The organism is Phocaeicola faecium, from assembly GCF_014837055.1.
Lineage (GTDB): Bacteria > Bacteroidota > Bacteroidia > Bacteroidales > Bacteroidaceae > Phocaeicola > Phocaeicola gallinarum.
The window spans coordinates 107,228-130,804 of the sequence record NZ_JACSPQ010000017.1; the positions used below are offsets into that span (position 1 = coordinate 107,228).

At 44.7% G+C, this 23,577-nt stretch carries 16 protein-coding genes; 6 read left to right on the forward strand and 10 right to left on the reverse strand.

Going from position 1 to position 23,577, the window contains the following annotated elements; all coding sequences use genetic code 11:
* The first annotated feature begins 97 nt into the window (after window positions 1-97).
* The 6 genes from H9626_RS11675 to H9626_RS11700 all read left to right on the forward strand — a co-directional run bounded on the left by H9626_RS11675 (window position 98) and on the right by H9626_RS11700 (window position 10,891).
* The gene (locus tag H9626_RS11675; protein ID WP_191710566.1) at window positions 98-3,220 is read left to right on the forward strand and encodes a SusC/RagA family TonB-linked outer membrane protein; all 3,123 of its coding nucleotides are present in this window, start codon (window positions 98-100) and stop codon (window positions 3,218-3,220) included.
* A 21-nt stretch (window positions 3,221-3,241) separates the two neighbouring features.
* Window positions 3,242-4,753 carry a RagB/SusD family nutrient uptake outer membrane protein gene (locus H9626_RS11680; protein WP_178256753.1) on the forward strand — a complete coding sequence of 504 codons (1,512 nt, stop codon included), beginning with the start codon at window positions 3,242-3,244 and terminating at the stop codon, window positions 4,751-4,753.
* 105 nt (window positions 4,754-4,858) lie between these two features.
* Entirely contained in the window at window positions 4,859-5,137 is a 279-nt protein-coding gene (locus H9626_RS11685; RefSeq protein WP_178256752.1) for a LysO family transporter, read from the forward strand.
* Window positions 5,134-5,736: a LysO family transporter gene (locus H9626_RS11690; RefSeq protein WP_191710567.1), complete on the forward strand. Its 603-nt coding sequence runs from the start codon at window positions 5,134-5,136 to the stop codon at window positions 5,734-5,736. Before H9626_RS11685 ends, H9626_RS11690 begins: the two co-directional genes overlap by 4 nt.
* Window positions 5,737-5,748: 12 nt before the next feature.
* Window positions 5,749-8,919, forward strand: coding sequence for a beta-galactosidase, LacZ type (gene lacZ, locus H9626_RS11695; protein ID WP_191710568.1), 3,171 nt, complete (start codon window positions 5,749-5,751; stop codon window positions 8,917-8,919).
* Window positions 8,920-8,974: 55 nt separating this feature from the next.
* Window positions 8,975-10,891: an MGH1-like glycoside hydrolase domain-containing protein gene (locus H9626_RS11700; protein ID WP_191710569.1), complete on the forward strand. Its 1,917-nt coding sequence runs from the start codon at window positions 8,975-8,977 to the stop codon at window positions 10,889-10,891.
* 223 nt (window positions 10,892-11,114) lie between these two features.
* Here the strand turns inward: H9626_RS11700 and H9626_RS11705 are convergent, their stop codons facing one another.
* The 10 genes from H9626_RS11705 to H9626_RS11750 all read right to left on the reverse strand — a co-directional run bounded on the left by H9626_RS11705 (window position 11,115) and on the right by H9626_RS11750 (window position 23,574).
* Entirely contained in the window at window positions 11,115-12,974 is a 1,860-nt protein-coding gene (locus H9626_RS11705; protein WP_191710570.1) for an SLC13 family permease, read from the reverse strand.
* Between the two features lie 12 nt (window positions 12,975-12,986).
* The gene (locus H9626_RS11710) at window positions 12,987-14,093 is read right to left on the reverse strand and encodes a cholesterol-responsive sulfotransferase (protein ID WP_191710571.1); all 1,107 of its coding nucleotides are present in this window, start codon (window positions 14,091-14,093) and stop codon (window positions 12,987-12,989) included.
* 42 nt (window positions 14,094-14,135) lie between these two features.
* Complete coding sequence (gene cysN / locus H9626_RS11715; protein ID WP_191710572.1) at window positions 14,136-15,641, reverse strand: sulfate adenylyltransferase subunit CysN; 1,506 nt, start codon at window positions 15,639-15,641, stop codon at window positions 14,136-14,138.
* A 10-nt stretch (window positions 15,642-15,651) separates the two neighbouring features.
* Complete coding sequence (cysD, locus tag H9626_RS11720) at window positions 15,652-16,563, reverse strand: sulfate adenylyltransferase subunit CysD (protein ID WP_178256745.1); 912 nt, start codon at window positions 16,561-16,563, stop codon at window positions 15,652-15,654.
* Window positions 16,564-16,797: 234 nt separating this feature from the next.
* The gene (gene cysC, locus H9626_RS11725) at window positions 16,798-17,403 is read right to left on the reverse strand and encodes an adenylyl-sulfate kinase (protein ID WP_191710573.1); all 606 of its coding nucleotides are present in this window, start codon (window positions 17,401-17,403) and stop codon (window positions 16,798-16,800) included.
* 4 nt (window positions 17,404-17,407) lie between these two features.
* Entirely contained in the window at window positions 17,408-18,979 is a 1,572-nt protein-coding gene (locus H9626_RS11730; protein WP_178256743.1) for an SLC13 family permease, read from the reverse strand.
* 21 nt (window positions 18,980-19,000) lie between these two features.
* Window positions 19,001-19,828: a 3'(2'),5'-bisphosphate nucleotidase CysQ gene (gene cysQ / locus H9626_RS11735; protein ID WP_191710574.1), complete on the reverse strand. Its 828-nt coding sequence runs from the start codon at window positions 19,826-19,828 to the stop codon at window positions 19,001-19,003.
* A gap of 103 nt (window positions 19,829-19,931) precedes the next feature.
* Window positions 19,932-21,587 carry an amino acid permease gene (locus H9626_RS11740; protein WP_191710575.1) on the reverse strand — a complete coding sequence of 552 codons (1,656 nt, stop codon included), beginning with the start codon at window positions 21,585-21,587 and terminating at the stop codon, window positions 19,932-19,934.
* Window positions 21,588-21,897: 310 nt separating this feature from the next.
* Window positions 21,898-22,416, reverse strand: a complete 519-nt coding sequence (locus H9626_RS11745; protein ID WP_178256740.1) for a hypothetical protein — start codon at window positions 22,414-22,416, stop codon at window positions 21,898-21,900.
* Between the two features lie 6 nt (window positions 22,417-22,422).
* Window positions 22,423-23,574, reverse strand: coding sequence for a DUF4934 domain-containing protein (locus H9626_RS11750; protein WP_191710576.1), 1,152 nt, complete (start codon window positions 23,572-23,574; stop codon window positions 22,423-22,425).
* Window positions 23,575-23,577 lie beyond the last annotated feature (3 nt).

Sequence of the window (23,577 nt, forward strand, 5' to 3'; positions counted from 1 at the left end):
AAGAAATCAATCCTTTTATTTCCCGCTCAGAAAAAAATACTGTTAGGTTTGCAACAGAAGTTATCAATTTTTAGTGTCAATCAACCTTAAAAGGCTTATGGAAAATAAAAGAAGTAATTTTAAAGCATGGCAATGGGCATTGCTGTTTGCTTTTATGTTTCCGGTATTGGGGTTCTCCCAAACCATCAAGGTAAGAGGAACCGTAGTTGACGCCACCGGCATGTCAATTATCGGAGCAAGTGTATTAGAAAAAGGAACTACCAACGGTGTGATTACAGATATCGACGGTAACTTTGAACTGTCTGTATCTGCCAACGGAACTTTGCAGATTTCTTATGTAGGTTTCCAGACTCAAGAAATCCCGGTAAACAATCAGACCGTATTTAAAGTAACCTTGAAAGAAGATGCGGAAGTGCTGGACGAGGTTATTGTGGTAGGTTATGGTACGATGAAGAAAAGCGACATGACCGGAGCGATTTCATCGGTAGATGTGGATGAATTGACAAAACGCACGACTACTAACCCGGCAGAAGCATTGCAAGGCAAAGTTTCTGGTGTAAACGTATTGAAAGCCGGAGGTAATGCCGGAGCAGGGATTTCGGTTAAGATTCGTGGTGTAAAATCGTTTGGAGACAATGAACCACTTTATATTATAGATGGATTTCCCGGTGATATTAACAACGTAAATCCGGTTGATATAGAATCAATGGAGATTTTGAAAGATGGTGCAGCAGCGGCTATCTACGGTTCAGTGGCAGCTAATGGTGTGGTTATCATTACAACGAAAAACGGAAAGAAGGGTGAAATGAAAATAGATTTTAATACCTATATCAGTTTTACGAATGTTGCCAAAAAACTGGAATTGCTTAATGCATCAGAATATAAGCAGGTACATAAACAGATGTTTGAGAATTATAATGCCCAATATCCTGAAAGTCCTGTATTGATACCTGCCTTTGTTACAAATGAGACGGGAGTGGACACGGATTGGCAAGATGCCATGATGCGCAGCGGATTATCTCAAAATTACATGGTAAGTATTCGTGGCGGTTCGGACAAAGCCCTTTATTCTATATCTTATAACCATGCAGACGAAAAAGGTATTTTTCTTGGCAATGATTATACGCAGGATAATGCCCGTTTGAAATTGCACATGAGCAAATATATATTCGATTTTGACGCTAACTTGAATTTTAAATATACCAATAGTTTGCAGCCTCAATATTCGTTGAAAGAAATGTATGGCATTTCTCCGTTGGTTCCTATTTATGACGATACGAAAGAATCGGGTTTTGGTTTGACGGATTTTGACGGATTGCCTAATAATCGCAACGTGATGGCGGATTATTATTATGAGAAAGCTACAGACAAGAAATATCATACGAGCGGTAATATTGCCATTACAATGAATTTTACAGATTGGTTGAGCTTTAAAACCAGCTATTCTTATCGCGGTGAGCATGAGAGACAGACTTATCACGCCCCGGCATATACCGCAGACCCTAAAGCAAAACGCGATTATCCCTATAATAGTGAAACAACAGCTTATTGGGAAGAACAGGTTTTCGATAATGTTTTAAATTTCAATAAAGAGTTTAACAAACATAGTCTTAACGTAATGGTAGGTTCTTCTATTACAGCGCGTAAATATACATGGAATTCGGTAGGAGTAGAAGGGAAAACAACCACTTATAAGGTAGAAGATGGAGTTTTGGTAACAGGTGAGACTGCCGCAGGATTCTTAGATCCGTCTTTTACTACGATTGGTGCAGGAGCAGGAGGAACGTTTGACGGCTCTGGAACAAAATGGGATTATAACAGAGCTTCTTTTTTCGGGCGTTTGAATTATAATTATAACGATCGTTATTTGATTCAGGCTACGGTTCGTTGGGATGGCTCTTCTAAGTTTGGTGCAGATAACCGTTGGGGATTCTTCCCGTCTGTTGCTATCGGATGGAGAATTAGTCAGGAAGAGTTTTTCCCGAAAGATACTTTTGTTGATAACTTGAAGCTGCGTGCGAGCTGGGGGCAATTAGGAAACGAAAATGCTTTAGGATATTATGATTTCTTGGCTTTGGTAAGTACATATAATGAAATGTATCAAGGTTATGTAAGAGGGAATGGTGATAATGCGTGGACAGGAAGTATTGCTCGTGCGTTGGAAAATCGTTCTTTGAAGTGGGAAACGACAGATACAAAGAATATTGGTCTTGATTTCGGCTTGTTTAATAATCGTTTGAACGGTAGTTTTAACTATTATTATAGTGAAACCAGAGACTTGTTGATAACTAAAGTATTGGCTCCGTCGGCAGGTTTAGATAATCCTATTTTGAATGTAGGTAAGATGCGTAACTGTGGTATCGAAATTGAATTAAACTGGGCTGACCGGATTAGAGATTTCGGTTATTCTGTTGGTTTCAATCTTACTACAACCAAGAATAAAGTATTGGAATTAGCAAATGAAGGACAGACTATCTACGGTGAGGGATTGAAATACGGAACCGAACACTTCCCTACTCAGACCCGTGTAGGTAAACCAATCGGTGCATTTTATTTGTATCGCACAGATGGAATATTCCAGTTAATGGATGAGGTAAATGCCCATGTAAATAAAGATGGAGAGTTATTACAGCCTAATGCGAGACCGGGTGATATCCGTTTTAAAGATATTAATAACGATGGTGTAATAGATGAAAACGATAAGGAATATTGTGGTTCGGGAATTCCGGCTCTTGAAGCTAATTTGAGCTTCTCGGCAGATTATAAAGGTTTTGACTTGTCTTTGTTATTAGGAAGTGCTTGGAATTATGATTTGTATAATGGAAACAAATATTTCTATGAAGGGATGAACTCAAGCACCAATATGTTGAAATCTACATTGGATGCTTGGACTCCTACTAATACGGATACGGATGTACCACGGGCTGTGTATCAAGATCCTAACGGCAACATGAAAGAATCAGACAGATATTTGGAGAAAGGAAACTTTGTTCGTCTCCGCCAATTACAGTTGGGCTATACTTTGCCGGCTGATCTAACTCGTAAGATTTATGTAGAAAAGTTGCGTTTTTTTGTAAGCGGTGAAAACTTGTTTACAATTACCGGATATGATGGTGTTGACCCGGAATTTTCAAGGAGCAGTGTATTGAATACAGGTATTGATAAACTTATTTATCCGTTCACTCGTTCGTTTACGGTTGGTGCGCAGTTAACTTTTTAATCATTCAAATGAAGGAGTAATATGAAAAAATATATTTATATAGCAGGTTTGATAGGAGCATTTTTATGTAGTGCTTGTGATGATTTCTTGACTGTAGAATCTCCGGACCAATTAAATTCGGAAAATTATTGGAGAAATCAATCGGATGTAGAATCAGGATTGGCAGCTACCTATTCGCAAATGTATTTGATGACATATAGTGGAGACCAATGGTCTTTTCCCGAAGTAAAATGGCCGGTTGAGGCATATCGTGAAGACATAATATCGATGGGTAATGATGCAATGAATTATCCGAACTGGGTAGAATTGGCATATTTTACTTATACGAACGGTAACTCTCAGTTTACTTCCATGTGGGATTCTTATTATAGAGGAATCAGTTTTGCAAATCAAGTGATAGAGAAAGCGGGAGCTATGGATGAAAGTTTGATTAATCCGGAGGTGAAAAGCGATTTAGTAAACGAAGCGCGTTTTTTGAGAGCTTTCTATCACATGCAGTTATTGTTGAACTGGAAAGAAATCATCATCAGAGACAAATATCTTACCGATTCCAATGAATTGAATAAAGAATTGTCACCGCGTGAAAGTGTTTGGAAATTTATCATTGAAGATTTGAAAGCTGCAACTGCGCTTCCTGCAAGTTATGATGCCGAAAATGTAGGTAGAGCAACGCGAGGAGCGGCATACGCTTATTTGGGTTTTGCTTATCTGACAATGGCTTATGAAACGCCGGAAAACGAAAGCACTTATCTAACTGAGGCTTTAGCCGCTTTAAATAATGTGCAGGGATATGAATTGGTCGATGACTTTAAGAGTATGTTCGACGGTTCAAACAAAAACTCTAAAGAATCAATCTTTGAAATACAGTTCTCTATGAGTTCTGCTAATGGAGCGGTTTACAGAACACAGTTACACCGTTGGATGGGTTGTTCCGAATTAGGCGGATGGGATGAAATTTTACCGAGTCAAACGCTTATGGATGAATATATGAAAGAAGGAGAAATCGCATCAACCGGCCTCTATGATTCACGTTTATACGAAACCGTATTCTTCCAATGCGATTATTTTAATGACGGAACGGGAAAAGTTTACGGACATAATTACGATGATTTATTTTCATATAACCGTCCTGCATTCAGGAAATTTATGCCTGCTACCGTAGAAGAGTTGAATCAGAATTATTCAGCTATCAATATCCCATTAATGCGTTATGCTAATGTTCTGTTAATGAAGGCAGAAATATTAAACAAACAAGGACATCCTGAACAAGCAATACCATTGATAAATCAAGTCAGAGAAGTTCATGGCGATATGCCGGCAATGAAAGGAACTTCGCAAGCCGAAGTACAAGCGCAAATCGAACATGAACGCATGATAGAATTTCCGTTAGAGAATTACAGATGGTATGATTTACGTCGTTGGGAGAAATTGTCGGAAGCTCTTCAGGCAGCAGGGCGTTCGGGATTTGAAGAAGCGAAAAATGCGTTCTATCCTGTTCCTCAAACGGAATTAAATGCAAATGAAAGCTTATAACGAATGGTAAGGATAGAAATCAGAATAGAAAATTTCTATCCTTATTAATTCTGTGATATTTGTTTTTTACATATATTTTTGCCTATCGAAAGACAAAACAGAACTATGTTTACAGTTATCAGTTTGATGTTAGGAGGTATGTGCATCGGCTTTTTGTTGCGCAGACAGCAGTTTTCGTGGATACACCGGGTGATAACCACGCTTATCTGGATTTTGCTTTTCCTGTTGGGCGTAGAGGTAGGAGGTAACCGTCAGATTATCGAAGGACTGGCCACGCTGGGCTTGGAAGCATTTTCCATCACCATAGCGGCAGTTATCGGCAGTTGTATGGCGGCGTGGGCTTTATGGTATCTGTTATATAAAAAGAAAGGAGGCAAGGCATGAAAGGCAGTTTGATTATTGTCGGATTTTTTGCTTTGGGGTGCGTTTGCGGGATATTCCATGTAATACCTGTCGACATCGCTAAGACGGATATCAGTTTTTATGCGTTGTGTGCCCTGATGTTTAGCGTTGGGTTAAGCATCGGCAGAGACCCGCAGACGCTGAAAAACTTCCGCTCGCTGAATCCTCGGCTGATCTTTTTACCGGTCATGACCATCTTGGGTACGGTATCGGCAGCGGCATTGGTCAGCTTGTTGCTTCCCCATCGTACGCCCGCAGACTGCATGGCAGTAGGAGCGGGATTCGGTTACTACTCACTGTCGAGTATCTTCATCACCGAGTACAAGGGAGCCGAGTTGGGAACAATAGCATTGCTCTCTAACATCATGCGCGAGATTATCACCTTGCTGTGTGCTCCGCTGTTAGTCCGATGGTTTGGTAATTTGGCACCCATATCGGCGGGAGGAGCTACCACGATGGATACAACCCTGCCCATTATTACACGCTATGCAGGACAACAGTTTGTTGTCGTATCTATTTTCCACGGCTTTGTGGTAGACTTCAGCGTTCCGTTTCTGGTAACTTTTTTCTGCTCGATTTAAAAAACATTATCCATGAAAAAAACACTTTACATTACTTCATTTATTCTTACGATTGCTTGTGCGTCTGCTTGGGCTGATAGTAATCAGCCGTGGCAGGATGCACGCATCAATGAAATCAATCGTGAACCCATGACGGCACACTTCCTGCCGTTTGTCTGCGAAAAGGCTGCGCTTAATCAGCAGGCGTTGCCCGATGTAGAACGTTTTGAGGTTAATACGAAGACCGAGCGTCGCGTGTCGTTAAACGGTACATGGAAGTTTCTTTATTCTAAAAACAATGATGCTTGTCCTGCTGATTTCTATCAGTCGGACTATAAGATAGACGGATGGAAAGATATCGAAGTACCGGGCAGTTGGGAGATTCAAGGTTTCGATGCTCCCATTTATACCGATACGCGCTATCCGTTTCCGCCCAATCCGCCTTATGTCCCTACGGACTATAATCCGGTGGGTGCATACGTACATGAGTTTGCTGCTCCCGATGGATGGGATGGAATGGATATATTTTTAGATTTTGAAGGCGTAGAGTCAGCATTCTATTGTTGGCTGAACGGTGAACTGGTTGGATATAGCGAAGACAGCCGGTTGCCCGCACATTTCAATGTTACCAAGCTGTTGAAAAAGGGAACGAACCGATTGGCGGTTAAGGTATTCCGTTACAGTGACGGCTCTTATCTGGAAGGACAAGACTATTGGAAATACAGCGGCATAGAGCGCGATGTATATCTGTACGCCCGTCCGAAGAGCCGCGTAAAAGATTTTAAATTGACTTCCGAACTGGTAAACGGTTATAAGGATGGCGATTTTAACTTGAGCGTGATTCTGAATCAGCCCCGGAAAGGACAGCGTGTAGAGGTAAAAGTATTGAATGCAGATAATTCCGTATTGTTTGCCAATGAGAAAAAGATTTCGGGTTCAGCCGATACGTTATTTGCCATTAAGCAGTTATTCAACGATGTACTTCCGTGGAATGCAGAAACTCCCAACCTTTATACGCTTGTAGTCAATACATTCGATGCGAAAGGTAATGCGATGGAGTCTTTTGCACATCCGTTTGGTTTCCGAACCGTAGAGATGAAATACGGCCAGCAACTGATAAACGGTGTTCCCGTCTTGTTTAAAGGAGTGAATCGCCATGAGCATAATCCTTACAAGGGGCGCAGTATTGATGTGGCAAGCATGGTGGAAGACATTCGGCTGATGAAGCAATTCAACATAAATGCCGTGCGTAACAGCCATTATCCCAACCATTACCAATGGTACAGCCTGTGCGATAAATACGGATTGTATTTAGTGGATGAAGCTAACCTTGAAAGTCACGGAATGATGTTCCATAAAGATGAGACACTTGCCAATTATCCTGATTGGGAGGGGGCTTTCATGCAGCGTATGAGCCGCATGGTGAAGCGCGACCGCAACTATACGGCTATCGTAACATGGTCATTGGGAAATGAATCCGGTTACGGCAAGAATTTTGAAACGATTTATCATTGGACGAAACAGTTCGACGGTACTCGTCCGGTACAATACGAAGGCGGAGGCTATGAGAGTGTATCGGATATCTATTGCCCGATGTATGCACGCATTTGGGCGTTGCGCCGTCACGTGAACCAGCGGGATGCCCGCCCGTTGATTCTTTGTGAGTATGCACACTCAATGGGTAACAGTACCGGCAACTTGCAGGATTATTGGGACTTGATTTATAAGTACGACCAACTGCAAGGAGGTTTCATTTGGGATTGGGTAGACCAGACTTTTGCTATCAAGGATGAAAAAGGACATGATATATGGGCTTACGGCGGAGATATGGGCTATGTAGGAGTTCATAACGATTCTAATTTTTGCTCGAACGGACTGATTGCTTCAGACAGGAGCTTGCATCCACACATTTGGGAAGTGAAGAAAGTGTATCAATATGTTCACTTCAAGCCGGTTGCCTTTACTCCCAATCGTGTTCAGGTGATAAACTGGCATGATTTTATCGACCTTTCCGATTATCAGCTTCGGTGGACCGTAGAGACAGACGGAAAAGCGGTGCAGGGAGGAGTTATGGACTTTCCGAAGATAGCGGCCCGCCAGTCGGGAGAAGTTACTTTACCCGTGCAACCCATTCAGGCAGGCAATAAAGAATATTTCCTGAAGCTGGAGGCTGTAACCCGTAACGAGGCACCGATGATTCCGGCTGGTCATGTGGCTGCAATGGAACAATGGCAGCTTCCGGTAGATAAAATTGTTCCGGCGATGGAAACGGTTAACGGCACGTTGAAAAGTCGGCGTACGAAAGATGCTCTGATGCTGACGGGAGAGAATGATTTCCGCATCGGTTTCAGTACAGAGAACGGCGAGATGACCGTATTGGAATATCAGGGAAAGAATTTGGTGAAAGAAGGTTTGCAGGCTAATTTCTGGCGCGGACTGACGGATAATGATGTGGCAAACGGCACGGCTGAACGCTGCCGCACATGGCAGGATGCCGGAAAGAACGCAGTGCTGAAAGACATTCGTCTGGAAGAGAGTGCAGATAAAAAGCTCGCTACCGTAGTTGCCACGTATGATATGAAGGAGCAGGAATCAACTTTGCAGGTTACTTACCGTATCCGTCCGAACGGGGTAGTGGGTGTAACCATGCGCTTTACTCCGGGCGAAAAACAACTTCCGGAAATGCCCCGCTTGGGTATGCGTATGATTCTGCCTGCCGAATACGACCAAATGACTTGGTTAGGCAGAGGACCGCACGAGAATTATGCCGACCGGAAGACGGGAGCTGCCGTAGGGCTGTATAGTGCCAGCGTGTGGGAACAGTATCATCCTTATGTACGCGCTCAGGAAACCGCAAATAAGTGTGATGTCCGCTGGGTGGCTCTGCGCAATGCTTCGGGCGAGGGACTTCTGGTAACAGGAGAGCAGCCGCTGAGCGTCAGTGCATGGAATTTCCCGATGGAAGACATCCTTTATCGTCCGTTTAACGTAGAGCGTCGTCACGGTGGAAGCATTGAGAAAAAAGATATCGTTTGGCTGAATATTGACCATCTGCAGATGGGGATAGGCGGTGATAATACATGGGGAGCTCAAGTACACCCCGAATACACCATTACACCCCGCCAATGGGAGTATAGCTTTACGCTTCAGCCGCTGAATGCAGAAACTGACGCGGCTGAGCTTTCACATAAAACTTGGTTCTGAATCTTGCGCGCTTATAGAACAAATAATAGTTAATTTATTTATTGAATAAACACTGATGAAACAACTGATTAGAGGTTTTGTAATCGCGGGTATGGTTGCAGGCTGTCTGGCTTGCAGCCGTTCGGCTCAGGAGATGCCTCCTAATAGTACCCGCTATGAGTTTGGAGATATCTTGAATATAGCTTTGACTCCCGATTCCACGGTTCGCCGTGCCGGGTGTTTTACGGATGCCGGTTCGTGGATGGGATTTACCATTCCCGAAACAGATAAATGGGTAAACGGCTTTTGCGGTCCGTTCAGTCTGGATAACCGCATCTGGTTTGCCCAGTCTGCCGTGTGTGTTGATTTTCTCGATGGGAACGGTACGCTGACTCCCGATTCTGCCATTTATTTCCCCGGTGAAGTATATATCGCATCTTCATCGAACGACCGGAAAATAGAGCAGCGCATGAACTTTGTCAATAGTTCTACCGCTTTGCTTCAGGTGTCAAGCAATGTGGCTGAAGGCTTTAAGTTTACGGGGAAAGACTGGAACAGTAAAGTACGTCTGGAACGGGGAGAACAAACCATTACGGCTTATCATCCGAATGGTGAAGTGGTTCAGCTTACCTTCATGCCCGATGTGGAGTTAAGTTGCGATGGAAAAAATTATGTGGCTTCTACTGCTGCTGACTGTCAACAGATGAACGTGGCCGTTTCTTTCTATTTCTCGGATAAAGAATTGGCGTCGGGCGCACAGAAAAGTGTTGCTTTGTTGCAAAATCCACAACCGGAGTTGGCGGCGAATGCCAAACGTTGGGAAGAATATTTGCAGAAAGTTTTGCGTAAAGACATGAAGCATGAGTACGACCGGGTGGCAGTAAAATCAGTGGTTACGCTGATATCCAATTGGCGCACTCACCGGGGAGGTCTGTTACACGAAGGGGTTATTCCCAGCCACGCGGTGACTTATTTCATGGGTTTCTGGGCATGGGACAGTTGGCGGTTTTCTGCCGCACTCGCCCGCTTTGCTCCCGAACTGGCTAAAAACAACATCCGTGCCATGTTCGACTACCAGTGGCCGGACGGCATGATTATCGACTGTATCTATACCAATCCGGCAGAAAACAACGCCCGCGACAGCAAACCGCCTTTGGTGTGCTGGGCTGTTGACGAAATTTTTACCCATAACCAAGATACGGCATTCGTGAAAGAGATGTACCCGCAGTTGCTTGCCTACTATAAATGGTGGTATAACAAGCGGGACCATGACCGGAACGGCATGTGCGAGTTTGGTTCGACCGACGGTACGCTGGAGGCAGCCGGATGGGAAAGCGGCATGGATAACGCCATTCGTTTCGATAATGCCAAAATGCTGAAAAACGGGAACGATGCTTGGAGTTTGGATCAAGAGAGCGTCGATTTGAATGCTTATCTGGCATACGAATGTAAACTGCTTAAAAAGTTTGCCGCGCTTATCGATACCACATTCGATGCGCCTGATTACAGCGATAAAGTGGCCGATTATTTCTTCGACGAAAAGATTGGCTATTTCTGCGACCGCCGCCTGAAAGACGGAAGTTTCATCGAAGAACCTGCATGTGAAGGTTATACGCCTTTCTGGACACAGATAGCCACCAAAAAGCAGATGGAAAAAGCGTTGGTATTATTTACCGATACGACGAAGTTTTCTACCTACATTCCGTTCCCCACGGCAGCTGCCGACAATCCGAAGTGCGACCCGAACGGTTATTGGCGCGGACCTATCTGGTTAGACCAGACTTATCAGGCAATAAAAGGATTGCGCAATTACGGTTATAACGACTTGGCAGACAAGTACACGCTTCAAGTGTTCGACCGCTGTCAGGGTTTGACCGGCGATGCCCCGATTCACGAGAACTACGGAACGCACACCGGCGAACGCCTTCAAGCATCTCATTTCAGTTGGAGCGCATCTCATCTGTTGATGCTATATGAAGATTACGGGAAATAGCATGTGCGACAGGCGCTGAGCAGTCTCGCTTTTTATATTTGGTAAATGAAAACGAGCTTGTAAAATATCCTGATTAACAGGATGTTTTGCAAGCTCGTTCTTTTTTGTGCCTTTTTGTTTGAACAGTCAGAAAACTTATGCGGAAGCGTTGCCTTACGCAAGCGGTAGCGTAACGCATTTCTATGGGTAGAAATGAGTGGTCTTACCCGTAGCGTTTTTTCGCTTAAAACGGGAAGAGCAACGGAAGCACAAATACCATTACGATACCCATGATGATTTGAAGCGGAAGCCCTACCTTTACGTAATCCATAAATGTATATTGTCCGGCGGGCATGACCAGCGCATTGGGCGGTGTGGAAAACGGGGAGGCGAAACACATGCTTGCGCCTACGGCTACCGCAAACAGGAACGGGACGGGATTGATGCCGAGCTGCTCTGCACTGTGGAGGGCAATCGGGGCAAGAAGCACCGCCGTAGCCGTGTTGCTGATGAACATGGTGAGCAGCGAGGTGGTAAAGTAAATGCCTGCCAAGAGTGTGAAAGCTCCGTAGCTGCCCAAACCGCTTACCAGTGCATTGGATATGGATGCCGATGCTCCGGTTTTCTCCAGCGCGAGCGACATCGGCAGCATGGCGGCGATTAGTACCACGCTTTCCCAGTTGATGGTTTTGTATGCCGCTTCCACATTCCGGAAACAGCCGGTTAAAACCATCAGGATGCCGGCTATCATGACCGAAGTCACGGGGGCTACGGGGATGAAGTCGAACACCATCATTACTATCATCAGCAGCATGATGGCGGCGGCTACGGGAGCCTTGTAGTCGAGGGTTACTTTGGCGGCTTCGGCAAGAGGCTGCCCCAATACCACCCAGTCGGTCCCGTCGCGTCCCAAGCGGGCAATGTTGTTCCACGTGCCTTGCACAAGCAGAACATCTCCGCTGTGCACGCGCTTGTCTCCGAGGTCTCGTAACAAGTAATCGCGCTGCCGGCGAATCCCCAGCACATTCACGTTATATTTGTCGCGGAACCCGATTTCCTTTACCGTGCGGTTTATCAGCAGTGAAGTAGGCATCAATACGATTTCAGCGATACCGATGTCGTAGAAATCCAAAGAATTTTCGTTGCGGTTGGTTTCCTCCGTAGCGTGTCCGTCGAGTATTGATACGGCGTATTCATCGGCAAACTCCTTTACCCGATTGAAATCTCCCGTAACGTAAAGGATGTCGTTTGCCTGAAGAACGGCATCGGGCGAAGCTAACTTCTGCGCAATCGTTTTCAGGAAGCGGTGGCGCGAAAGGTCGCCTCGGCGTATCTCCAAGATGTTCAGCCCATACTTGCGCCGGATGTCGAGCTCGATTACCGTAGAACCTGCCAACTTGGAAGTTTCGGTAACCAACAGACGGAACAGGTTATGCGACAGTCCGTACTCGTTGACCAGTTGCTTGAGCGATTTTCCTGACTTTGCATCGTCTTCCCGTTTCTTTCTTCCGGATAAAAACAGCTTGCTGAGAGGCATTAACACGATGATGCCTACCAGCAGGCAAACCAGACCTACCGGAAGGAATGAGAAGAAAGAGAGCGGTTCGTAACCGGCAGCCGTCAGCGTATCTTGGATAACCAAGTTGGGCGGCGTACCGATTAGCGTCATCATTCCGCCCATGCTGCTGGCAAAAGCAAGCGGCATCAGCAGGCGGCTGGGATTCATGCCCGCGCTCATAGCCAAGCTGACAACGATGGGAAGCATCAGCGCCACCGTACCGGTGTTGCTCACAAAAGCTCCGATGGCGGCAGTTGCCAAGATGACAAGCAAAAACAGCCGTGTCTCGCTCTTTCCTGCGAGTTTCAGTATACGCGAACTTATTATTTTCGCCAGTCCGGTCTGGAAGATAGCCCCGCCTACTACGAACAGTCCTATCATCATGATTACCACCGAACTTGAGAAACCCGACAGTGCTTCTTCCGGTGTGAGGATATGGCATAGAAGGAGTGCGACAAGCGCACACAAGGCAACCAAGTCGGAACGGATTTTTCCGCTGACGAAGAAAATGGCTGAAATGGCAAGAATGATAATCGTGATAAGCATGTTTCGTCTGGATTATAGTTTGTAACCCCAATCTTCAAGGGCAAACGACCAATGCTCTTCCACGAGTTTCACCGTTTCGGGTTTATACTGATATTTGTTTTTCTTGTATCCCTTTTTCTTGTCTACGTATGCTTTGATGTCGGCTTCTGCTTCTGCGAATCCGGGGATAGAGAGTTTCTCGTAAATTTCTTTCGTCAGGTCGAAAGCATTTTTCTCATAATCCTCGAATTTTACTTCTATCAGGTTTCCTTCGGGAATGTATTTCTTGTCTGCTTCGTACTTATGATACAGTTTGGCGTAAACCGACAAGATGTTGGCTTGCAACTCTTCGTTGCTGATGTCTTCGAGTTTCAACGGCTGGATGGTATTGGTAAAGAAACTGCGCGTTGACTCGAACACGGTATACGGATTGCGCATCAGGTAGATGAACTTCGCGTTGGGGAACATTTTTACCAGCTCTTTCACACGGCCCGTGTGAGGAGGGTTCTTGCTCAAGAACTGCGTTCCCTGTGTATTCCACAGCGAAATTTTTATCAGCTTGACGAATGTTTCTTCAAACACCTTCAGTTCTTCATCAGTAATATCATTGAAGAGTAAGTATTTATCAGCGTACTCCTGCATGTATTTAGGCAGGAACCAAAAGTTGTAGTAGGTGTAAGGCATCATGTTCGACAAGGCAAATTCTTCCTCTTGCGGGAGGTCTACCGCCAGCTCCATATTGTCAGTAGGGCGTTTGTCAGGCATCAGCCAGCTCATGTTTTTCTTGAAGAACGGTTGTCCCCACATCATCAGATGGGGGAATACCGTTTGGTAAGTCGTATTGTAACCGAAATGCTTGTCACAAGAAAATACGTTGTGCATGAAAGTGGTTCCGCTGCGCCAATGTCCCAGAATGAATACCGGATCATGTTCCAGCGGTTTATCGGCAAGCAGCTTTTTATAACGGCTCTCTTGCAGAGACGTCAGTGTAGAGAGTAGGCGACAAACAGCTTTGGTCAGCCGATACTTACCTCGATATGCCGGGTCGATGTCACGTCCTTTGGTTATTTGGTTAAAGGTTTTCCAGTCTGCCCCAACCAACGTGTTTATCGGAAGTTTGTTAAATTCAAGTAGTCCCATTAAGTTGATAATTGAATGTTGAAAAAAATGATAGTTGCGTGGTTATTTCTTTACTTCGATGGCAATACCCTGACGTTCCAAGTCTTTTACCGCCTTTTCTATTGCTTCGTAATGTTCGGGAGCAATGCCTAATTTAGGTAAGTTTAAAACCGGAAGTTCCATCGTCGTGTGCATGTCTTTATCCTCTACACGATTGATAATCATACCTACGGCACTGGTATTGTTGGTAATCGGGTCAATAAGGATAAACGCTCCGGTAGGTTTGTTTTGGGTATATGGGTCGAAGAATAACTCCTTAGATGAAGTCAACACCACGCGGGCTATCTGATTCAGTTGCATCGGCACGTCCTCTTTCGCCAGTCGTCCGTTCTCAACAGACAGATGTTCCATTGTGTTGATGTCCACTTTATATTTGATGGAGTCGATGCGTGTACGGCTGGTGTTGGTGGTCTGCTTCAGGAAGAACGATTTCTCCAAGTCCATCTTTTCCTCGTCCATCCATACCAGCATGGCTTCGAAGTTACGTCCAATCATCGGGACGTTATCCGGATGTACCAGCATCTCACCGCGTGACACGTCGATTTCGTCTTCGAGCGTCAGCGTAACCGACATGGGCGGATAAGCATAATCCAGCTCGCCGTCGTAAGTAACGATGCTCTTTATCCGCGATTTCTTGCCCGAAGGCAAAGCCATCACTTCATCACCTTTGCGTACAACTCCCGAAGCCACTTTGCCGCAGAAACCCCGGAAGTCCAGATTCGGACGCAATACATACTGTACCGGATAGCGGAAGTCGGTCAGGTTATGGTCGTTGCCGATGTGAACCGTTTCGAGGAACTCCAGCAGCGAAACGCCGTGATACCACGGAGTACGTTCAGATTTATCTACCACGTTGTCGCCTTCGAGTGCAGAAAGCGGGATGCACTGTATGTCGGGGATGCCCAACGGAGTGACAAAGGCTTTATATTCGGCTACGATTTTATCGAATACCTCTTGCGAATAGTCTACCAAGTCCATTTTGTTGACAGCCAATACCACGTGTTTGATTCCCAATAAAGAAACCAGATACGTATGGCGGCGAGTCTGCGTGATAACTCCCGTGCGGGCGTCGACGAGGATGATTGCCAAGTTTGCCGTCGAGCCGCCGGTAATCATGTTACGGGTATATTGTTCGTGTCCCGGAGTATCGGCTATGATAAACTTACGGTTGTTGGTCGAGAAATAACGGTAAGCCACGTCGATGGTGATACCTTGCTCCCGTTCAGCCTTCAGTCCGTCGAGCAGCAAAGCATAGTCAATGTGTTCGCCTGCGTTGCCCACCCGTTTGCTGTCGCGCTCCAAAGCGTCGAGCTGGTCTTCATACAGTTTCTTGCTGTCGAATAAGAGTCGCCCGATAAGGGTTGATTTTCCATCGTCTACCGAACCGGCAGTGAGGAAACGCAACAAGTCTTTCTGTTCATCTTTCTTCAGAAATTCTTCGATAGACATTGTGCCTCTTTCTTCACCTTCCATCGGATTCCCTGATTTGTTTTTATCTAAATGTTCCATACTTCCTTGTTTAAAAATATCCTTCACGTTTCTTTTGTTCCATGCTCGCATCTTGGTCAAAGTCGATGACGCGCGTCGTACGTTCGCTCTTGGTAGTAGTCATCATTTCCTCTACTATCTTTTCGATGGTGTCGGCTTCACTTTCCACGGCTCCCGTCAGCGGCCAGCATCCCAATGTGCGGAAACGGATTTTCTTCATCTCTATTTTATCCTTGTATTTTTCCGGCAGGCGGTCATCATCGGGCATAATCAACTGTCCGTCGATATTAACCACCGGACGTTCTTTTGCGAAATACAGCGGGACGATGGGGATATTCTCCAAGCGGATGTACTGCCAGATGTCGAGTTCCGTCCAGTTGCTCAGCGGGAATACGCGAATGCTCTCTCCTTTGCGGATGCGTGTATTATAGATGTCCCACAGCTCCGGGCGTTGATTCTTCGGGTCCCATTGATGAAACTCGTTGCGGAATGAGAAGATACGTTCTTTGGCGCGCGATTTTTCTTCATCGCGGCGTGCACCTCCGAATGCGGCGTCGAATTTGTATTTGTCTAACGCATGAAGCAATGCTTGCGTTTTCATCAAGTCGGTGTGTACTTTGCTACCGTGCGTAAACGGTCCTACACCGGCGCGGAAAGCCTCCATGTTACTTTCCACAATCAGATTCCACCCATACTTCTTGGCATATTCGTCGCGAAATTGTATCATTTCTTTAAACTTCCACTTCGAGTCGATGTGCATCAGCGGGAAAGGAACTTTTCCCGGAGCGAAGGCCTTTTCCGCCAAGCGTACCATTACGGAGGAGTCTTTGCCGATGCTGTAAAGCATCACCGGGTTTTCAAATTCGGCAGCCACCTCACGGATGATGTAGATGGATTCTGCCTCCAGTTCTTTTAAGTGGCTTAGTCTGTATTCTTCTTTCATATCATATCTTGTTTTTTAATGAAGAATTTATTCTGTTCTTTATTTCTTTATATATAGCAATGCTTGTTATAACGCAATTTTGAGCCTATTTTCAGGGGCTGAAAATTCTTGCGGATGAACCGGTAGGTCCTATGGGTAGAAATGGTCAACTCTACCGCATGGAACGGGTAACACTAACGGTAGTGTTTTCCGGGGCAAACCGCAGTTTTATCCTGCGTCATAAAATGCAGGTTATCAGAGTATTCCGTTGATGCGTATTTTAGGTAAAATAAGTTTCAACAGTTCTGCTACGGATTCTTCAACCGACAGCTTCGACGTGTCTATCGAAAGTGCCGGATGAACGGGAGCTTCAAACGGAGCCGAGATGCCGGTGAAGTTTTTTATTTCTCCCCGTCTCGCTTTGGCGTACAGCCCTTTGACATCGCGCCGTTCACACTCTTCGAGCGGCGTGCTGACATAGATTTCCATAAAATCGTTCTTCCCGATGATGTTTGCCGCCATTTCGCGCAAGGCATTGTTCGGGCTGATAAAAGCGGCGATGGTGATGATTCCTGTATCGACAAACAGTTTGCCTACTTCCGCAATGCGGCGTATGTTTTCGATTCGGTCTTCTTCCGAGAATCCTAAATTATTGTTGATTCCGCTACGGATGTTGTCACCGTCGAGAATACGGCACAGCAACCCGCGTTTCTGGAGTTCGCGCTCCAAAGCGATGGCAATCGTGCTTTTTCCCGAACCACTCAAGCCGGTAAACCAAACCATCAGTCCGCGCTGGCCCAACAAGTTTTCCTTGTCGGCTCGGGTAAGCATTTTATCAAATATCGGATAAATATGTTCCATAAATTTATACAGTTGGCGTGAAAGGCCAAATTAAAGGAATAAGTATAATAGACAATATCATAACAATCAAGTCCATCGGGATACCTATTTTCATGAAGTCGGTAAACTTATAATTTCCGGCTCCCTGCACAATCAGGTTGGTCTGGTAACCGATGGGTGTGGCAAATCCTGCCGAAGCCGCGATACAGATAGCAATGAAGAACGGCATCGGGTCTACTCCGAATTTGCTTGCCGTTTCTAACGCCAGCGGAAACGCCAGCGCCGCCGCCGCGTTGTTTGTAATCAGCTCGGTGATGATAAGCGTAACGAAGTAGAGTAGGGCAAGCGCTCCCCATGCGCCCAAAGAGCCTGAAACGTTTTTAATAAACTCGGCAATCAGTGCAGCCAAGCCCGATTCTTCCATTGCCGAGCTGATGGCAAATGCACAGGCAATGGTTATCAGGATATCCCAACTGATGTATTTCGTATATTTCTTGGGCGGAAATAATTTAAGCCATGCCATTACCACTGCCGTAACCGAGGCGAAAAAGAACATGTCTAACTTCACATTGGGGAAACGTTCTTGTGTGAAAGGCAATTCGCCGATGGTAGCTCCTATAATCATGATCAGGAGAAGCGCAAATGCCGTCCATTTTTTCCATGCAGGCACAAAGCGTGTAGGGATGTCTTTTCCGTTGGTTATCATCAAGAATACAGACGAATCTCCCCATGCCCGTGTAAAAGCGTCGTCGGCCAGCAATACCAGCGTGTCGCCTTCTTGCAGTCTTACTTCGCCGAGGTTTTCCGTGATAATCTGCCCTCCCTGACGTATCTCTTTGATTTCGGCGCCGTAGCGTCGCTTAAAGTCGAAGTTCTTCAGTTTGCGCTTTAGTCCCGGAAACCGTGAGGCAAGCACTACTTCTACAATGTGTTGTCCGCTTTCCATTGCTGCGTCTGCCTCTTCTTCTTCAAAGTTGTCCGGACGCTCCGCCGGCAACAGCTTTTTCGAAGTCAGTATAATGAAAAGGATTCCCACTATCGTGATAGGTATTCCGATATAGGCTAAATCAAACATCTTTAATCCTTCGAAGCCCCGGTCTATCATCATACCGTGAATCACCAAATTGGTCGATGTTCCGATAAGCGTACAAAGCCCTCCCAAAATAGTGGCATACGACAGCGGAATCAAGAACTTGGTACACGAAAGTCCTACCTTTTTAGACCAATGCTTGATTATCGGTGCAAAGATAACCACCACGGGCGTATTGTTTAAGAATGCCGAAAACGCACTCACGATAGGCAGTACGCGCAGTTGGGCTTTGGTTACCGTCGTGGTTTTATCGGGAAACAATTTCTTTACGATGGTAGTCAGTGCGCCGCTTTGTCTTACTCCTTCGCTTACCAGAAACAGCAATGCCACTGTTATCATGCCCCGGTTACTGAATCCGGCAACCATTTGCTTCGGAGAAATAATGCCGGCTACCATAAAAAGCACAACCACAGATAGTAAGACAATGCCCGGACGCATCTTATCCATGATAAGCGCAGCCAACATTCCTGCCAGTCCAAGTAATACAAAAAGTATTTCAAAGTTCATATATCTTGATGTAATTTAGTCTTATTCACGTCCGCCCTCTTTAGGCAAGACAATGAACCACGGATTTAACAAATCTTCTTTATTGTAACGTAAAGGAGCCTTTTCTTCTGCTTGATAGACTTCTCCTCCTGTTGCGCGTACGATGGCGTGTCCTGCAGCCGTGTCCCATTCCATCGTAGGAGCAAAGCGAGGATATACATCGGCTTTCCCTTCTGCCACCAGACAAAGTTTCAGCGAACTGCCGCTCGATACGGTAGTTACCTGTGCATGTTGCTGCTTCATCTGTTCGATGTATGCTTCCGTTTCCGGAGTAAGATGAGAGCGCGATGCCACCACCACGAATCCCTCATGCTTATCTTCATAAGGCAGTCGGCAACCTTTTTCCATGAGTGCTTCCACTGTTCCGTCAGGGGCTGCTTGCGCAATTCCGTTTACTTTATAAGCACCTGTATCGCAGTCGCCGAAGTAAAGCTCTTGTTTTACCGGAATGTAAATCACGCCCGCTTCCGGATATCCGTTCCGTACGTATGCAATGTTTACGGTAAACTCTCCGTTACGTTTTATAAATTCTTTGGTTCCATCCAGCGGGTCTACCACCCACAGTTCGTTCCAGCTTCTCCGTTCCTCGGTTGCTATTTTCCTTCCCTCCTCGCTCAGTATCGGGTAGGGTGTTTCTTTTAGGAAGGATGATATGACCTCGTGCGATTTACGGTCGGCAATCGTTAGCGGTGAATTGTCGGCCTTTTTCTCTATTTCAAAATCCGCGTCAGGATCGGTATACACTTCCATGATTTTCGCTCCGGCTTCAATGGCTGCACGGATGGCGACATATAATATCTTCTTATCCATAAAAACATAAATTGCTGTAAAATAACAGCTTTTTCAAGACTTATCGGTAGTTGAATTTTCGTTTTTTGTTGCTAATTTTATTTTATAACTTCTTTTAAGAAAATCAGGTATGTGCCTGAGTGTGTTTCCAGATTCGCCACATATAGTATGCACAGTGGGTAAAGGCAAACACAAACGAGATGGTAAGCAGGGTCTTGTCTTCTTCCCACCCTACGGTTTGCTGATGCCATAATCCGGTGATAATACTTAATACGGCAAGTACCAGCCCTAATATATTTAATACCATGTCTCCTTTCCGGTGCGCCTGATGCGGTTCAAGTTTACTGTGCTTGATGCCGTAGCCGGCGTATATATCCAGTCCGATGAGCATCCATAACACGAGGCGTATCCATGTATCGGCAGGAAGGAAACACATCATACATAAGCAGGTCAGGATTCCCAAAATGGGGATTAACGGAACGAACGGAGTCTTGAAAGCCCGATGTACGTTGGGCATCGTTTTGCGTACCACCAATACTGCGGCACAAACCAGCGTAAAGGCGAGCAGCGTACCGATACTGGTCATTTCGCCTGCCACTTGAGCGGGGACGAATCCGGCAAGCAGACTGACTACCACCATGAAGAGGCAGTTGCTGTGTAGCGGTGTGCGGAAGCGTTCGTTGATTCGTGAGAAGAATGGGGGAAGCAGTCCGTCGCGACTCATGCTGAGGAAAACGCGGCTCTGTCCTAAAAGCGTTACGATGATAACCGAGCAGTAGCCGAAAAGAATAGCCAAGATGATTGCCTTGTTCAGCCACGGATAAGCCGGCTGGATGATGCCCGAAGCATCCGGAGTACCCATCTTTTCGATGGCTACCGCTACGGGGGCGATACCCACCTGCCCGGAGAAATCCGTATAATGAGCCACTCCGGTCATTACATGGGCAAACAATATGTATAACACCGTACATACCAAGAGCGAAACCAAGATGCCGATGGGCATATCCCGTTTGGGATTCTTGGTTTCTTGTGCCGCCGTACTTACGGCGTCGAAGCCTAAGAATGCAAAGAATACGATTGCCGCACCGCGCAGGATACCCGAAAAGCCAAATTCCCCCAAGTGTCCGGTGTTTTGCGGAATGTAAGGCACGTAGTTCTCGGCTTGGATGAATTTCCATCCCAAAATCACAAAGATAAGGATTACAGATACCTTTAAGAAAACAATCAGCCCGTTGAAGAACGAGCTCCCTGCCGTTCCGCGCATCAGGATGAGGCTCATCAGCACCACGATTACCATTGCCGGAATGTTGATGATGCCGCCGTCCCACGGACATGCCGTCAGTGCGTGAGGCAGTTCGATGCCCACTCCCTGTAAGAATACCACCAAGTAACGGCTCCAACTGATGCTTACGGTAGTGGCGGCAACGGTGTATTCCAATACCAAGTCCCACCCGATAATCCAAGCTATCAGTTCGCCCATCGTGGCGTATGAGTAGGTGTATGCACTTCCTGCCACCGGAATCATCGATGCAAATTCGGCGTAACACAGTCCGGCAAAGCAACAACCGATGGCTGCAATGATGAACGACAGTGTAATGGCAGGTCCGGTATAAGCGGCCGCCACGGTTCCGGTGATGGAAAACAATCCCGCTCCGATGATTACGCCTACTCCTAAAGCCACCAGACTAACCGGCCCCAACACACGTTTCAGCGTTTTGTTTCCTGTTTCTCCCGCCTCTATCTGAAGCGCCTCAATGCTTTTTCGTATAAATAGTCCCATTCTGTTTTGTAGTTGTACAACGAAAAATGAGTTGCAAAGTTACAGAGAAATCTGATAATATTGAATTTATGAGTTTAAAAACTCAAGAATTCGGTCATTAGTCATCTTTATTGAGAGAAAATGTTCTTAGGTGTAGCTTAGAACCTATTTAAATCTTAGTATGATTTTGTTAGGAGAAATGAGGTGCTTCCAACTTATGGATGAATAAATATTAAAAGATATAGTTTGTTTTATTTTATAGATTAATTTGATATGAGTGGCGTAGCCTTTATATGTAAATATGAGAAAGTTAGTTTGGTATAACTATATTTTATTTGTTTTTTGAGAAATTCCCAAGCATAAGACTTGTAAATAATGAATCAATCTTTAAGTTGTCATTCGGGTTTCCTATAGATAAAATAGTATTAGTTGAGTCTAATAGAAATACAACATCCTTGCCTAATATAGGATTTAGCTTATAGGTATCATAAAAATTTATTGAAGAGTCTACTACCGCCATGTCGTCAAATCCGTAGATTTCAAAAAGGAATCTAGCATCTTTTATATTTTTTGTCTCACACAGAAAGAATAAGTTTACTTTGTCTCCGAATTTTTTCTTTAATTTTTTATGATAGATTTTCCATTCTCCTAATTTTAGCTGGCATGAGGTACATGAAGGATTATCAATATAGCGAAGTATAGTGAATTGTGTTGAATGACATTTATGTATATTCATTTCTATTTTTCGTCCTATAGTATCATATATCACATTATTGTTTCTTTTCTTTTTACATCCTGTAAACGTTAATATGAAAGCCGCGAAAATTAAAATAGATATAACTTTGTTCATATTGATTTAATGAATGTTGTGTATAACCAATAATCTGTTTCCTTCGTTTAATGCTTTGATTAAGCTATCCGGCATCATGTCGAAATTATAGCATTTGTCAGCTATTATTCGGTCTAAATAACTTATAATCTGATTACCGCTTGATACACAAGGAACTATCACGTCGTATATAGACATCTTATCTGCAAATTTTTTCGCACTATGTGTACCATTGGCAGGGTTTAACATTATTACATACGTTCCTTTATTCGTATAATCGGTAACTTCCATGAAACACGTTCCATTTGACAGTTCTACCGGATTATTCAATAGATGCATTCCACTTGTAAGTTTTCCTTGTTGTTCTGCATCGATGAAATTTATTTTAGCGGATGTATGAATTGTCCCATTTTTAAAATTTAGCAAACGTTTGCCTATTAGGTTGCCATCGTAGTCTAAACGATATATAGTGTCTGCAGGAGAACAATAATAAGATATCCCTTTATCGTTTTTTTGAAAAACAGCGTCAGTTACCCATCCGCCAATATAGCCATCGGGATAATGTAACATATAACTCAATGGATTCAATGCTGAGTCTGTCACACAGAGTTGGTAATTCATTTCTTTCGAGGGTTCGAGTTTAAATAATATCTTATTGTTCTTTAAGAGAGCAAATCCTTTACTGTCAAATGGAACATTTTGACTGTCAATATAATCTCCTTTGTGGTTGTATCTAAGTAATTTTCGTTGGGATATATCTAAAATATATACGTATTGGGCGTTTACGTCCACATCCCATGGGTAAATATATTCTCCGGGCCCATTCCCATGTTTCCCGTAAGATGCAAATGGATGTCCACTATGATCAAACGAAACGACTCTACGACTTCCGTATGAATCAACAATAAAATATTTATCAAATGCATCTATTATTTGATTGATGTCTGCAAACATCGTATTGTCATCTTCTTTTAATATGATGAAATCAGTTGTAGATGCATCATAATCCATTAATTCAGAATTTCCACTTTCGCTTGAAATCAAGAGAGTATCAATAATAGGTATCCCAGAAGTACAAATATAATTTTGAGATACCTGTTTCTTATTAATGCATGAGGTTGCCAAGATTAGAATGGCAATTAAAAATGCGTGTATTGTATTTCTGCTTGAAAAGAGCATTCG